A 14,620-nucleotide genomic window follows, 5' to 3' on the forward strand; every position below is an offset into this window, starting at 1 on the left:
CCATCTAGGTGCCGCGGACCCTAAACCGGAACTTCACCAGCTTTCTCTTTACAGCACCACCACCCGCCCGGTGAAGAGGCGATGGCCGTCGGGCACGACTACCGTATAGACGCCGGCCGGCAGGTTTTCGATGCCGATCCGGGCCCGACCGTCAGCGTTGGGGGAAATGGCCTGGCGCCCTACCTGGCGGCCATCGGGGGAATAAAGCAAGGCGAAGGCGGGATCAACCACCTCATCCATTTCCAGGGTAAAGCTGCCATAAGCCGGGTTTGGGTACACCTTCAGCCGGCCGGTGACCACCTCCCTGATTGCGGAGATCAGATCGAAACGTAGGGGCCACCCGAGGTCGAAGAGCACGCCCAGGGTAACGGGACCCGGCATTCGGATGGCTTCTCCGGAGGCGATGGAGGGGGTCATCAGGGCATCCTCCGTTCCGGCGGGGTAGGTGTTTTCGTCCAGGTGGCTGACGCTGCTGCCGATGTCGAAAACTTCGGGGGCAAATAGCGGTACCAACTCTCCGTTGTTCTCTTCAACGGCCCGCTCTCCGGCAAATTCCAGGCGATCGATGATCGCGTCTAACAGCTGCCGGGAAGGGGAGGGGAACCGGATCGTATCGGACAGCGACAGGCCGGGCGGGGTTTCCAGGAATAAATCGTAGACGATAAAGCGGTCGTTAAAGCCGATGCTTACCGTCGTGTCCGAGGTACTGTCGATACTGCTAAGAAAGCCCAGCCCATGGCCAAACTCGTGAAATATGACGCTCGCGAGGTCGATCCGGTTACGGGGTACGGTGCCTTCGGTGGCGTAGTTCCAATTGGCTCGGCTATTAACCACGACATTGATATCGGCATCCGTAGTGTCGTTGAGGTCTTCACCGAAAATAGCCTCCGCCAAGGCTACGGGATACCACACCTCACTATCCGGCACCCCGGCGAAACCGCGGTAGAGGGTGCTGGGTCCAGCGCTGGCGAGAATGCGGTCATCGCCCTGGTCAAGCCAGTCTACCTGTACGCGGATGGGGACGTCCGACTGCAAGTACTTGCCCCATACGTCAGCGGCGAAACGAATGCTTTCCTCCGCTTCCGGTGGGACGCTGTCCGTAAAGATCAGGTCGAACCGGGTCTGCAACGCTGCCGTGCCGTCCACGATACTGGCGGGTGGGGGCACGACGATACCGGTTACCGTATCGCGGCTCCAGCAAGTGATGGAATGCCCCGTGCTGTCAAACTGCGCCAGCAGCTGTAATCCGGATAAAAGGAAAACGACAAACAAAGGAAGGCGCATAAAATCGGTGGTTGGCGGCTAGGGGCGGGTAACGCTTATTGCAGAATTTTTTCCGTTTCGCTGTAGTCTAGCGATTCGGCTTTAGCATATTCGATGGCGAGGCGGGCGGTGGATTTCGCTTTATCCATCTGGCCCGTTTTGTGGTATAGCCAGGCGAGGGTGTCCAGATTGGGATAATAGGGCCGTAGTTCGACGGATTTTTTCGCCCATTCAATGGCTTTGGTCAGTTGTTCCGTATCGCTGCTGTGCTCGTAAAAGTTCCAGGCCAGGGTATTTAGCTCGGCGTAGTCGCTGCTGGGAAACTTGCCATAGTAGTCGGCGGCCAGGGAGAGATACGCCGGCATGTCGTTCTGCCGCTGGTAAAACATCATGGCGTAACGGGGGAGCAGCCGGTCGGTGAGCGCAGGAGCCTGGGCTTCGAAGTAGGGCTGTATTTCTTCCGGGGCGACCAGGCTCCGTTTCCGGTTGCTGCGATGATAATCGTTGACGAGGGCTCGCTCGATGACGCCGTAGACCCGATCGCCGCTAGTTTTGGCTACCTCACCGGCGTGGCTGATGAGGAAATTCATGCGACTACCCCCGAGTTCGCCGGGGCTGTCGAGGATGAGGCTTACGTTTTCCGGGGCACTCCAGTCGGCGGCTCCCTCAAGGTATTCGCCGATCACCCGGTCCGCCTGGGCCTGCTCGTAGTTGGTGGTCAACGTGCGGGCGTAGTGACTGACGAAATCCGGTGAGCGGTCACCGGCCTCGTAGCGCTCCTTCATTGCCCCGAGGCTCTGATCGGAAATGGCGACATCGGCCAGCTCCAGCAGAGCGGATTTGGGAATGTAGCCCACGGCTTTGTGTACGAGCTCTCCCTCCCCGTTCACGAATAGGTAGGTAGGGTAGGCCGCTACGGAATACCGCTCGGCGAGGGCCTTGCCTTCCCCCTGCTCCATATCGAACTTGGCGTTGATAAAGCGCCCGTTAAATACCTCGGCTACCGCGGTATCCGGAAATACCTTGGCGTCCATCATTTTACACGGGCCGCACCACGTCGTGTACGCGTCAATAAATAGTAGTTTTTCCTCCCGTTGCGCTTGGGCTAATAAGTCGGCGAAGGCCGCGCGCTGGAAAGCGACGCCGGTAGCCTGCTGGCCCGACAAACCGAAAGAGCAAAAGGAAAGAAAGAGAAGTATTTTCATGGGCTTTGCCAACCTAGTTGGCGTAGTTTAGATGATTCAATACGTTTGCCGTCCGCGCCACCCGGAAAAAATTCCTTGGCGGGGAGTTCGGCGGCGGCATACAGGCTTCCGTAGAACGTCCGTTTGGAGGGATGACGCGCGGAACAGACATTGAAGATACCGGTTGTTCCGCTTTTTGCGACTAAATCTATCGCCTGCAATACTCCTTCCAGGGGGACCATGTTCACCGGAGCGTCGCCGTCGGGGATCGCCTCGGCATTCCGGTAAAACCGTACCGGATCGCGGTCTGGGCCGTACAGGCCAGCCAAACGAAGAAGGGTACACTTTCCCGAGTACCGCACAAAAAAGTTTTCCGCGGCAACCACGGCCCGGCTGGAGTGCGTGTCGGGGGCGACGGAGGTGTTTTCGGTTACTAATCCGGTGGCTGATTTGCCATACACGCCGGTACTGCTGGTGTAGATAAGATGAACGCCGGAAAGGAAGGGTTGCAAGGGCGCCAGGGTATCCAAGTAGCGTTCCGTGGTCGCCGCACCGTGCTTCCTTCCGCCCGGGGGAAGGGCGACCACGAGCGTCGTCACTTCCTCCAGGAAAGCGGGCAGCCCCTTCGCATCGCCTGGTAAGTCCAGTTTAAACGGCACGGCTCCGCATGCGACCAGCCGATCGCGGGTAGCCTCCGAACGAAAGCTGCCGTGAACCCGGTTTTCCTCCGCCCATGCGGCGGCCAGGGGTAGACCAAGCCAACCGGTTCCCAATATTGCCACACGGGGTTTCAACGCACTCATATCCTAAAGGCTGCCTATAGATACGAGCGGGGAAGAAAAAAATTGTGTGCAATCAAAATAGTGAAAGAATTGATCTAATTAGGAAAATTGAATTAATTTGATTGTTTTTCGATTAGGAAAGCTTATCTTTGCGGGAGCACAATCGGGTGGGGGGCGAGCCACTCCACCGAGCACTATGAGCGATCATCCATTAGCGACAACATGTTTTGAGTGAGTATTTATGGGAGGGGGGGCCACGGGCCTCCTTTCTTTTTTACTCGGATGGCGGAGTATCCAGTTACCTTAATGCGGACCTGAAGAGAACTTCTCGAGCGCTGCCGCTTTGCATTGCTTCCCTCCCCAGAACCAGAACCAATGCTCCAGGACTTTAATGAACGCTTCAAGTCGACAACCGGAAGCCGCTACTTTTTGTCGGCCGGTAACCGGGCCGAGGTGGAGGAATACCTTAATGAAAAAGACTTCCTGATTCCGGGTGAGGAAGTGCTCGCCATTATGCCCGCCGGTGAAGGCAACATGAACGTTACGTTGCGCGTCCTGAGCAGTCGGCGCCGGTTTATCGTAAAGCAAAGCAGACCCTGGGTGGCCCGCTTCCCCGAGCTCGATGCCCCGGTAGAGCGAATCCTCATCGAGCGTAGTTTCTACCAGGCGATTGCCCGCAACCGCTTTCTGACTGGCCATATGCCCGAAATCCTCCGTTGCGACGCCGAGAATTTCGCGATCATTATGGAAGATTTGGGACCCGCTGACGATCTGTCGTCCATATATGGTACGGATCGGTCACTGGGGAAAAAGCAATTGGCAACCCTACTGCAGTTTGCCAGCGAATTGCACGGTCTAACCGTCGAGGCCTTTCCTCCCAATCGCCTACTGAAGGCGCTGAATCATGCCCAAATCTTCGAGCTGCCCTTCCAGGCAGGCAACAACTTTCCCCTGGATGCCATCTACCCGGGGTTGGCCGCGGTGGCCCGGCCCTACCAGCACGACGCCCGCCTGAAAGCAGTAGTGTCGGAACTCGGTGCCATTTACCTGAACGAAGGTTCACAGCTGATCCACGGTGATTTCTACCCGGGCAGTTTTTTAAACGTCGATGACCGGGTGCACGTGATCGACGCCGAATTCGCCCACCGGGGGAGAGCGGAATTCGATATAGGGGTTTTGATGGGCCATCTGTTGATGAGTCGGGCGAACGGGAAGCGCATCCATCAGATCGACACCGACTATCGGAAGCCGGCGGGATACGACGACGACCTGGCGCGCCGGTTTTGCTACCTGGAAATCATGCGCCGCATTATTGGCATTGCCCAGTTGCCACTCTCCCTGACGCTCGACGAACGAAAGCATTTACTGGAGCGCGCGCGTGCGGGATTGGTGTAAGCGCCATTCAACCGGCATGGTTGTCAGTTCGTTAGTTTAAGGCCGTGACAGAATGTCGCCCCGGCCGCTTTGGCCTGATATGTGCGCGATCTCCCTGCGGGCCGTGGTATCTTCGCGTGCCAGACCCCTTTCCCGTTTCGGAAAGCATTGCACCCGCGCCCCGCCGCCCTGATTAATAAGCTATACCCGTATGTTTGAGGCCCTAAAGAGATTATTCGGTTCGAAACAAGACCGTGACGTTGCGGCTTACCAGCCCGTCGTCGATGAAATAAATGAGATTTACGAAGGCCTCTCCAGCCTGTCGAACGATGCCTTGCGGCAACGAACGGATACCTTTCGGAAACGTGTTGCCGACTACCTGTCGGAAATCGATGCGGAAGTAGCCAAATTGCGGGAAGAGGCAAAAGCCGAGCCCGACTTTCGGCAGAAAGACGAGATCTTCAAGGAGATCGACCGGCTCCAGGAGCAGCGCAACGAGGAGATGGAGGTGGTCCTGAAGGAAATACTCCCCGCCGCCTTTGCCACCGTAAAGGAAGTGGCCCGCCGCTTCACCCAGGGTCCGCTGACCGCTACCGCCACCGACGCCGACCGGGCGCTTGCCGCCAGTAAGGACTACGTTTCCATCGACGATAACGGCCAGGTCACCTACAACAACGTCTGGATGGCCGCCGGCGGGGAGATCGAATGGAATATGGTGCACTATGACGTCCAGCTTATCGGCGGACAAGTGCTGCACGACGGTAAGATCGCCGAGATGCAGACGGGTGAGGGTAAGACGCTGGTAGCCACCCTGCCGGCCTACCTAAACGGCCTAAGCGGACGCGGCGTCCACGTGGTGACGGTAAACAACTACCTGGCCCAGCGGGACGCCGAGTGGATCGGGCCCGTCATGCAGTTCCTGAAACTGAGCATCGATTGCATCGACCTGCATCGCCCCCACAGCCCCGGACGCATCCAGGCCTACGCGGCCGATATCACCTACGGAACGAACAATGAGTTCGGCTTCGACTACCTGCGCGACAACATGGTGCGGGCTACGGCCGACAAGGTGCAGCGCCACCACCACTTTGCCATGATCGACGAGGTGGACAGCGTGCTCATCGACGACGCGCGGACGCCGCTGATCATTTCCGGGCCGGTGACCAACAACGCCGACGACCAGGATTACCTGGAACTCAAACCGGCCATTGAGAAGCTCATCAACCAACAGCAAAAAACGTCCAACAAATTCCTGACGGAGGCCAAGCGGCTGTTCAGCGAGGGATACATCGGCGTAGAAGAAGGAGAGGCCGGTCTGGCATTATACCGCGCTTACCGCGCGTACCCGAAAAGCCGGCCGCTGATCAAATTCCTGTCTACGGAAGGTGCCCGGGTACTGCTCCAGAAAACGGAGAACACGTACATGGCGGAGAACAACAAGCGGATGTCGGAGGTCGACGCCGAGTTGTACTTCACCATCGATGAGAAAAACCGGCAGGTGGACCTGACCGACAAGGGGACGGACTACCTGAGCAAATACAACGACGACCCTAACTTCTTCATCCTTAATGACCTGGCAACCAGCATGGCCGAGGTCGACAATCGCAGCGATCTGGATAAGGAGGACAAAGCCCTGGCGAAAAACAAACTGGCGCAAGACTTTGGCGTAAAATCCAAACGCTTACACGCCATCAGCCAGCTCCTCAAGGCCTACGCGCTCTTCGAACGAGACAGTGAATACGTGGTCATGGACGGCCAGGTAAAGATTGTCGACGAGCAGACCGGCCGAATGATGGAAGGCCGCCGCTACTCGGACGGGCTGCACCAGGCGCTGGAAGCCAAGGAAAACGTGAAGGTGGGCGAACTGACCCAGACTTACGCCACGGTAACCCTGCAGAATTACTTCCGGATGTACCACAAGCTGTGCGGTATGACCGGTACGGCAGAGACGGAGGCCGGGGAATTCTGGGAAATTTACAAGCTGGACGTGGTGGTCATCCCGACCAACCGGCCGATCCAGCGGGACGACCGGAACGACCTGATCTACAAGACCGACCGCGAGAAATTCAACGCGGTGATCGACGACATCGTCGAGCTCAGCAATGCCGGCCGCCCCGTGCTGGTGGGTACGACCGCGGTCGACATCAGCGAGAAGCTCAGCCGGATGCTGAAGTTGCGCGGCATCGACCACAACGTGCTCAACGCCAAGCAGCACCAACGGGAGGCCGACATCGTCGCCGAAGCCGGGCGCCCGGGCAAGGTGACCATCGCCACCAACATGGCTGGCCGGGGTACGGACATCAAGATCAACGACGCGGTGAAGAAGGCCGGTGGCCTGGCCATCGTGGGCACCGAGCGCCACGATAGCCGCCGGGTGGACCGCCAGCTGCGCGGTCGTGCCGGTCGCCAGGGTGATCCGGGGTCGAGCCAGTTTTACGTCAGCCTGGAAGACAAGTTGATGCGGTACTTCCAGAGCGACCGGATCGCCAAGTGGATGGACCGGGCCGGCCACAAGGAGGGCGACGTGATCCAGGCGGGTATCGTAACCAAGTCGATCGAGAACGCCCAGAAGAAAGTCGAGGAGAACAACTTCGGTATCCGGAAGCGGCTGCTCGAGTACGATGACGTGATGAACATTCAGCGGGAGGCGATCTACCGCAAGCGGAATAACGCCCTCAGCGGCCAGCGCCTTAACCTGGACCTAAACAACTCCTTCGAGGGGCTCATCGACGACATTGTCTACGCCCACAAGCAGAACGGAACCTACGATACCTTCCGTCGGGCCGCCCAGCGGTTGTTGGGCTTCGAGTCGGAAATTCAGGCACCGGATTTCGATCACAAGGACATCAACGACATTGCCGACCAGTTGCTCGAGGAGTTCCGATCGTTCTACGAGCGCAAGATGCTGACGTTGATCGAGCGTGTTATGCCGCACATCCGCCAGGTGAACGAGGAGCAGCCCGGTCGCTACCGGCGCATCATTATTCCGTTCACCGATGGAAGTACCCATCCGTTGCAGATTACGGCGGACATCGAGCAGGCACTGGAAACCGAAGGGAAAAGCATCAAATCCGATATTGAAAAGGCGGTATCGCTGGCTATCCTTGATGAAAACTGGAAGGAGCACCTGCGCTCCATGGACGAACTGAAGACGTCCACCAACATGGCTTCCTTCGAGCAGAAGGATCCGCTGGTGGTGTACAAGATGGAGTCGTACAACCTTTTCGAGGAATTGATCAGCCGCATCAACGAAAAAACGACCAGCTACCTGGCGAAGGGCGATTTGGTCATCGCTCAGCCGCGGGACATCCAGGAGGCGCGGGCACCCCGTCGGGTGGTGCCGGCCCCCACCCAGGTGAATCGCAGCCAGGAACCCGAGCCGGCCGCCGCCGCTGCCAGGCAGGCCGCCGAGGCCGCCAGCCAACCCGAAAAAGTGGAAACTTTTCAACGGGATTCCGTTAAAATCGGGCGCAACGATCCCTGTCCCTGTGGAAGCGGTAAGAAGTTCAAGCACTGCCACGGGAGGTAGATTGACCGTATATTGTGCCCCATTGGTGCAAGCCTAAACTACCCCTCTAGACTCTTCCGGATTGAACAAGTTTATCGACCACACTTACCTTAGCCCCCAGGCTTCTGCGGCGGATATCAAGCGGCTGTGTCAGGAGGCCATTGACCACGAATTTTACGCCGTTTGCGTACCGCCTTACTTCGTGGCGAAAGCCAAGCAGGCCTTACACGATCAGCCGGTGAAAGTAGCCACCGTTATCGGATATCCCTATGGATACTCCGAAACCTCCATCAAGGTAGCCGAAGCGCGCCGATCCCTGGAAGAAGGAGCCGATGAACTGGACATCGTCATCAATATTTCCGCCGTCAAATCCGGCGACTGGAACTACGTCCGAACGGAGATCGAACAAATGGCCACCACCGTGCGGCTTAAGGGCAAGGTGTGCAAGCTCATCCTCGAAATGGGCGTACTGACCGACGAAGAGCTGGGCCGGCTGGTCGACCTTTGTAATAAGGTGCGCCCGGACTTCGTTAAAACCAGCTCAGGCACCCAGGGGGGTGCTACCGTGGATCAGGTTCGGTTTCTTCGTGCTAACTTGGATTCGGAAATCCGGATCAAGGCCAGCGGCGGAATCCGTACGCGTACCTCGGCAACCGAACTACTCGAAGCAGGGGCCGATCGTATCGGCACTTCTTCCGCCCTATCGATTATTCAATAAAGCTTCCTACCATGCGCGCGCTTCTCGTCCTAACCTTACTCACCGCGGCCTCGGCGGTTTCCGCACAGCGGATGGTGGCCGTTTCGCCGGACGAGGACGTCAGTCGGGTACTGAACCTGTTTTCCGACATCAACGAGCGGGAAAGCAAGGTAGAAGGATGGCGCGTGCAGCTGCTCGCCACTACGGACCGCCAGCAACTGGAAACCACGGAGCGGAAGTTCCGCGCCGATTATCCGAGCGTAACCGTCGATTGGGTACATAATAAGCCTTATTACAAACTACGGGCCGGTGCGTTCTTTACCCGTCAGGAGGCCGAACGCCTCCGGCAGAATCTGAGTCAAGAATACGAAGGCGTCTACCTCGTCAAGGATCAGGTAGAGGAATCCGAGCTGTTGAAGATGTACTAGCGTGGCCATGGGCAGAATTTCCCTGAAAAGGTCGCGTACGGATGTAGCCACGATTATTCTCTACCTGTTTTTGGTGTTGACCGGGCTATTGATGATCCATTCCGTGGGGTCTCCGCCCGAGGGCTACGAAGGCGGATTAGCGGCGCGACTTGCCACGCCAGCCGGCAAACAGTTTTTTTGGTTACTGATCTCCGGGGTTGCCTGGCTGGCCATCAATTACCTGATTGACAGAAAGATATGGGTGGTGGGGGCTTATCCCGTCTACGTCTTTACCGTCGTACTGCTGCTATTGGTCTTGATAATCGGCAAGGAAATCAATGGTGCCAAAGCGTGGTTCAGTTTGGGAGGACTGACTTTTCAACCCAGCGAGCTGGCCAAATTCGGCACCTGCCTCGGCATGGCGGCTTTCATGAGTCAGTACAGCGGCCGCCTCGACAATCTGCGGAATATCGTTTATGCCTGCCTGATCTGGCTGATCCCGGCCGTTGTCATTCTCGGGCAGCCGGATATGGGGTCCACCCTCGTTTTTATAGGCTTCTTGCTCGTTATGTACCGGGAAGGGTTAACCCCCCTGATCTTTATTCTCGGAGGGTTTACCGCTTTAATGGTCGTGCTGGGCATCATGTTTTCCTTCGAGGGGCTGTTGGTCAGCCTGATCGGCCTGTGCCTGTTGCTGTTCGCCTTTTCGGTCCCGCGCCGTACGCTTCTCTGGATTTTAGGTGCGGCGGGCGCAGGTGCAGCGGCTTTCTACGGAATAGAAAACGGTTACGGTTGGCAAGCCACAACCTTCCTGGTAGCCGCCCTGATTGGTGCGATCGTTTTTCACCTGATTCAGCGAAATACGCGGCTGGTCGGGATCACCATGGCCTTCATGGCGTGGGGGCTGCTGCTCACTTTTACGAGCAACTACATCTACACCAATAAGCTGCTTCCTCCTCACCAGCACGAGCGCATCGGCGTATGGCTCCACCCCGAAGACGCCGATCCCCGCGGATCTTACTACAACCTGTTACAATCCAAACTGGCCATTGCCGCCGGCGGCGTAACCGGTCGCGGACTTATGGAGGGGACCATGACCAAGTACGATTACGTACCGGAGCAACTGACCGACTTTATCTTTTCAGCCGTCGGCGAGGAGCAGGGCTTCATCGGAGCGGGTACGCTTATTGTCGTTTTCTTTCTGCTGTTGTGGCGAATCACGGTCATTGCCGAGCGCCAGCGACGGACGTTTTCCCGCGCCTACGCTTACGGGGTAGCCGGCATTTTGCTGGTGCACTTCCTGGTTAATGTCGGAATGACCATGGGCGTCATCCCGGTGATCGGCATTCCGCTTCCCTTTATTTCGAAGGGGGGCTCGTCCCTCCTCAGTTTTACCCTGATGCTGGCGGTGATGCTTAAGCTGGATAAGCATCGCGGCGAGGTGTAAGGCATGGGGGCCACCGGGCAAGTGGGTCAGGGAGGATCGTAAACTTACGGTTCAAGCTTGTCGTCTTTTGATCGCCTCGACCGTGCTTGGATCCGTCGGAGCGTGGAACCCTTGGTGCTAGGCTGCTTTATTGGTTGTCCACGGGGGGTGCCGAGTTGGTTTATTTCCCGTTGGTGGGATAGAACGCTTCATTTCAGAGACCCAATTCCGGGATTCGACCTGATGGCTTAATGTAAAAAGCCCCCCACCGACACGCGGTCGATGGGGGGCTTGATCGGGTAAGGGGGCTATCCCTTAGAAGTTGAAGCGGTAGCCGCCGGTCAACTGGTTTACGCTAAAGAAGTTGCGCGTGGAGTAATCCACGAAAAACCGTCCGTTGCCTACCGGTAGGTAGGTGCCGATGAGCAGGTTTATGGCGGGGCGGAAATTCGTCTCGTCGCTGTTCTCATCGTCCTGGATTTGCATGGCACCAAGGCCGATACCGGCGTACGGGATCAATCCGGTGGATTCGGAGCGTTCGGGGATAATGGGATAAACCAGGTTTCCGAAGATACCGAAGGTCGTAGGGGAACCGATGCCGAAGTAAGCTTCGGGCATGAACTCGGCGCGCTGGTCGGGACCGAGTTTGTAGTGCCACCGTAGTCCAAGTCCGAGGCCGGTCGCATCGCCGAAAAACAGGTTTGCGGTTCCGGACATACCGGTATAGGTGACTCCGGAGAAGAAACCCTCCGCATTGTCGTCGGCCAGATACACTCCACCGGTGTTGACGGAGATGTCTTCCAGTCCTACTACGCCGGGGCGGGTAACGCTATTTCCAAGCGAATCCGTGTACGTAACCTCTCCCTCACGGGCGGATTGGCGGGCGAGGCGGCGTTCCTGGCGAAGTCTTTCCCGTTCGAGGTCGAGCCGTTCGTCAGCGATATCCTGCGTTCTTTGCAGACGGGCGTTTTCCGAATTGGCGCGTTCCAGGTCGTTCTGTAGCCGGCGAATCTCGCTCATCATTTCGCTCTGGTAATCGGTCAGGTCGCGCAGCATGTCCTCCCGGTAGCGGGGATCGTTGTCACGTACGTTATCGATGCGGTCCATCAGGCGGCGCTCGAGATCTTCGATCCGGTCTTCGGCGTCTCCGTCGAATTCATCGATGTCCGTGTCCCTGTTCTCAAGCTGACGCTCGAGGCTGTTGATCCGCTCCTGCAGAGCATCATTATCGGGTTGGGTTGCATTGCCGGAAGATTGGGGAGCACGCATCGATTCGATCCGGCGCTCGAGGTCGCGGACGCGTTCCTCGGCGGTCATATCGTCCGTCGAACGATTGTACTCGTTGCGGGAGCCACCGTAGTCACGCATATCGTACATCCGGTCTTCCATCCGTTCGATACGGCGGTTGATCTCGGAGATCTGTTCGCTGCGCTGATCCGGCTGGGAAGCGGTGGTCGAACCCCGCTGACCTAGGGCGTCAATCAGGCGATCGATCTGCTCGGACTGTAGGAGGATCATGCTCTCGTCGGTAGTGCGGTAATTAGGGGCGGCTTGCGGAAGCTGGGGCGTACGCCCGAGAACGGCATCTACTTCGGCGCGTTCTACCTGGTCGCGACGGTATTCCTGTTGGGTACCTTCGACGGCCAGTTGATCCTGCCGATCTTCTACCTCCCGCACGATGGCGCGAGCTTCTTCCTGTTCTTCTTTAATAACGGCGGCCGTACGAACGTCGCCGGCATCCAGTGCGTCTAGCAGCTCTTCGTCGAGACGGGCGATCGTATCCTGGTAGCGGTTGCGAAGGCGTTCCAGTTCTAGCTGATTCTCGAGCCGGATCCGTTCCGCCCGTTCGTCAAATTCGCTTTGCTGCTGGTCCAAACGATCCTCCAGGGTTGATTGACGGACGACGTCGGGGCTATCGTTCAGGTTGTTACCGCCCAGGGTGAAACCCAGTCCGGCCGTGTACATGGTAGAAGTTGTGAGCTGCTCGGTGCTGTTGAGGTCTTCCAGGTCGGCACCGCTCGTCAGCATGGCACGGACGCCCCCGTTGAGGGTGACGCGCTCACCGAACTTCAGGTAGATACCTCCACCGCCGGACGCAAAACCCTGGCTGGAAGCGAGTGCTTGTCCTTCTTCCAGATCGTCGTTGTAGCCGCTGGCCAGATCGATGTATCCGCCACCAACGGTCAAGTAGGGAACGATACCGGAGGAAGCCTGGGTAAGGTTGAACCGGAAGTCACCGCCGTATAGGCTGATGTCGTCGAAGTCGAAGTTAATCTCGTCGTCTGTCATGCCCCGGTAGTAAAATCCGCGCAGGCTGATCAGGGGACCGAAGCTGAATCCGGCCGTACCTCCCGCGAAATAGGCGTCGCGGTAAGCGAGTTCATCCGCCCAGTCTACCTGTGCCAGTCCGAATTCTACGGGTAAGGATAGCCCGCTGATACCTCCCTGGAAGTTTTCGAGGTATTCCTGATCGATTTCACTAAGCTGACCGGGACGGCGGCCGCCCAAGTAAAATTGCAGGTTCGCGGCAACGCTGTAGGTACCTACCTGATCGGAATCAAAATTGTCGAGATCCAGGTTGTTTGCCTGCCGCTCTACCTCGTCGAAAAGGTTGCGGACGGTATTTCCGGAGTAGGCGATATATTTGCCTTCCACGCCGAACGTATACCGGTCGGCGGCACTGAGCGTTAGACCGAGTCCGAGGGTACCAAAAATATTCTCGGCCTGTTCGAGGCCTTCCCGTTCGGTACTTTGAATACCGCCACCAAGTAGAAGATAGGGTAGCAGGGTACCCCGACCGATGTTGAGCTTTAGCTCGGCACCGTAGCGGGCCAGGTCCACTCCCTGATTGGCAAAGGTGGAATCAATATCCAGGTCAAGGCCCGCAAAGTTGGTCTGTTGATCGATGGTTTGCAGGTAAGTAGCCCGCAACTCGACAAATTCACCAAATCCGAAACCAAGACGGCCGCCGAACATAAAGGCGTCGTCCAGTCCAGACTCCGCGTCGAACCAGTTGTAGCTAGCCGAGGGGGCAATGGTGTAGCTTACGCCCTTTACCTGCGCCTGGGTGGCAGCCGCAGTCAAGAGCAGTAGCATAAGTAGTAAATAATTTCGCATATAATAATGATTTATAATGTGGTCTTAGTTCCCAAATGTTGAAATGCCTGACAAATGTTTAGGCACTACCCCGATTTCGAAGCCCGCCCCGCCTACTTAGCTTAACCTGGGGTGAAGGGGGATGTTCAGCCTGGAGCGTTGTGAGCATCTCATCCACACTTTCGATCACTTCATGACCGTAAAATCGAGGGACGGGAATAACGGCCGCGGGAGTATCTTCTTCCCGGAGGGTGCAACCCCGAACAAAAGGGTTCGTCCTTCTAATAAACACACAAACGTGGGAGCTCACCCAACCCTGATGAACATGCCGACTGCAGCCGAATACCGCGACACGCACCGGGATATCGTGCTAGGATGTCAGCGCAAGGACCGCCATGCCCAACGGCAGCTTTACGGTCATTACGCCCGTCCGATGTACAACCTGTGCCTGAGAATGCTCAAGCACAGCCACGATGCCGAAGATGTTTTGCAAGTAGCGTTCGTACACATCTTCGCCAAGATTGACACCTTCAACTTTGATGCCTCCATCAGCGCCTGGATCAAACGGGTGGTGGTGAACCGATGTATCGATCACCTCAAAAAGCGGCGGCTGCTGACTACCGATCTCGATTTGGACCGGCATGATTCCGCCGGCGAAGACGATTCACCGGGTTACGAAAACGGCAGCTACACCGTAGAGAAGATCAAGGATTGCATGCTGAAACTGAGCGAGGGGTACCGGGTGGTATTGACGCTTTACCTCTTCGAGGGTTACGACCACGAGGAGATCAGCCAGATTCTTGGCATCAGCTGCGGTACTTCCAAATCCCAGTATAGCCGTGCGCGAAAGCGTCTGGCCCAACTGCTAACCGAAAATTAAACC

The 14,620-nt window shown here is 57.2% G+C and carries 10 protein-coding genes; 6 read left to right on the forward strand and 4 right to left on the reverse strand.

Annotated features, from left to right (window positions below; translation table 11 throughout):
* Nucleotides 1-48 precede the first annotated feature (48 nt).
* From CLV84_RS09775 to CLV84_RS09785, 3 genes are read right to left on the reverse strand one after another with little or no spacing between them, the layout of a single operon-like run.
* Nucleotides 49-1,284, reverse strand: coding sequence for a T9SS type A sorting domain-containing protein (locus CLV84_RS09775; protein ID WP_104419613.1), 1,236 nt, complete (start codon nucleotides 1,282-1,284; stop codon nucleotides 49-51).
* A gap of 35 nt (nucleotides 1,285-1,319) precedes the next feature.
* The gene (locus CLV84_RS09780; RefSeq protein WP_104419614.1) at nucleotides 1,320-2,468 is read right to left on the reverse strand and encodes a thioredoxin family protein; all 1,149 of its coding nucleotides are present in this window, start codon (nucleotides 2,466-2,468) and stop codon (nucleotides 1,320-1,322) included.
* Nucleotides 2,465-3,229 carry a Rossmann-fold NAD(P)-binding domain-containing protein gene (locus CLV84_RS09785; protein WP_146088772.1) on the reverse strand — a complete coding sequence of 255 codons (765 nt, stop codon included), beginning with the start codon at nucleotides 3,227-3,229 and terminating at the stop codon, nucleotides 2,465-2,467. Before CLV84_RS09785 ends, CLV84_RS09780 begins: the two co-directional genes overlap by 4 nt.
* A gap of 375 nt (nucleotides 3,230-3,604) precedes the next feature.
* On the opposite strand from CLV84_RS09785, the gene CLV84_RS09790 reads away from it, so the two are divergent.
* The 5 genes from CLV84_RS09790 to rodA all read left to right on the forward strand — a co-directional run bounded on the left by CLV84_RS09790 (nucleotide 3,605) and on the right by rodA (nucleotide 10,662).
* Nucleotides 3,605-4,624: a phosphotransferase gene (locus tag CLV84_RS09790; RefSeq protein WP_104419616.1), complete on the forward strand. Its 1,020-nt coding sequence runs from the start codon at nucleotides 3,605-3,607 to the stop codon at nucleotides 4,622-4,624.
* 190 nt (nucleotides 4,625-4,814) lie between these two features.
* Nucleotides 4,815-8,132, forward strand: a complete 3,318-nt coding sequence (secA, locus tag CLV84_RS09795; protein ID WP_104419617.1) for a preprotein translocase subunit SecA — start codon at nucleotides 4,815-4,817, stop codon at nucleotides 8,130-8,132.
* A 61-nt stretch (nucleotides 8,133-8,193) separates the two neighbouring features.
* The gene (deoC, locus tag CLV84_RS09800) at nucleotides 8,194-8,829 is read left to right on the forward strand and encodes a deoxyribose-phosphate aldolase (RefSeq protein WP_104419618.1); all 636 of its coding nucleotides are present in this window, start codon (nucleotides 8,194-8,196) and stop codon (nucleotides 8,827-8,829) included.
* Nucleotides 8,830-8,840: 11 nt separating this feature from the next.
* Nucleotides 8,841-9,236, forward strand: coding sequence for an SPOR domain-containing protein (locus tag CLV84_RS09805; protein WP_104419619.1), 396 nt, complete (start codon nucleotides 8,841-8,843; stop codon nucleotides 9,234-9,236).
* A 7-nt stretch (nucleotides 9,237-9,243) separates the two neighbouring features.
* Nucleotides 9,244-10,662, forward strand: coding sequence for a rod shape-determining protein RodA (rodA, locus tag CLV84_RS09810; RefSeq protein WP_104419620.1), 1,419 nt, complete (start codon nucleotides 9,244-9,246; stop codon nucleotides 10,660-10,662).
* Between the two features lie 294 nt (nucleotides 10,663-10,956).
* On the opposite strand, the gene CLV84_RS09815 is transcribed toward rodA, so the two are convergent.
* The gene (locus CLV84_RS09815; protein WP_104419621.1) at nucleotides 10,957-13,737 is read right to left on the reverse strand and encodes a hypothetical protein; all 2,781 of its coding nucleotides are present in this window, start codon (nucleotides 13,735-13,737) and stop codon (nucleotides 10,957-10,959) included.
* Nucleotides 13,738-14,062: 325 nt separating this feature from the next.
* Between CLV84_RS09815 and CLV84_RS09820 the strand changes: the two genes are divergently transcribed.
* On the forward strand, nucleotides 14,063-14,617 hold the full coding sequence (locus CLV84_RS09820) for an RNA polymerase sigma factor (protein ID WP_245911464.1): 555 nt from the start codon (nucleotides 14,063-14,065) through the stop codon (nucleotides 14,615-14,617).
* The last annotated feature ends 3 nt before the right edge of the window (nucleotides 14,618-14,620 follow it).

Source organism: Neolewinella xylanilytica (genome assembly GCF_002934605.1).
Lineage (GTDB): Bacteria > Bacteroidota > Bacteroidia > Chitinophagales > Saprospiraceae > Neolewinella > Neolewinella xylanilytica.

Coding starts and splice junctions, on each gene's coding strand:
- CLV84_RS09775 (WP_104419613.1), bottom strand. CDS start 1,284: ATGCGCCTTCCTTTGTTTGTCGTTTTCCTTTTATCCGGATTACAGCTG.
- CLV84_RS09780 (WP_104419614.1), bottom strand. CDS start 2,468: ATGAAAATACTTCTCTTTCTTTCCTTTTGCTCTTTCGGTTTGTCGGGC.
- CLV84_RS09790 (WP_104419616.1), top strand. CDS start 3,605: ATGCTCCAGGACTTTAATGAACGCTTCAAGTCGACAACCGGAAGCCGC.
- secA (WP_104419617.1), top strand. CDS start 4,815: ATGTTTGAGGCCCTAAAGAGATTATTCGGTTCGAAACAAGACCGTGAC.
- CLV84_RS09805 (WP_104419619.1), top strand. CDS start 8,841: ATGCGCGCGCTTCTCGTCCTAACCTTACTCACCGCGGCCTCGGCGGTT.
- rodA (WP_104419620.1), top strand. CDS start 9,244: ATGGGCAGAATTTCCCTGAAAAGGTCGCGTACGGATGTAGCCACGATT.
- CLV84_RS09815 (WP_104419621.1), bottom strand. CDS start 13,737: ATGCTACTGCTCTTGACTGCGGCTGCCACCCAGGCGCAGGTAAAGGGC.
- CLV84_RS09820 (WP_245911464.1), top strand. CDS start 14,063: ATGCCGACTGCAGCCGAATACCGCGACACGCACCGGGATATCGTGCTA.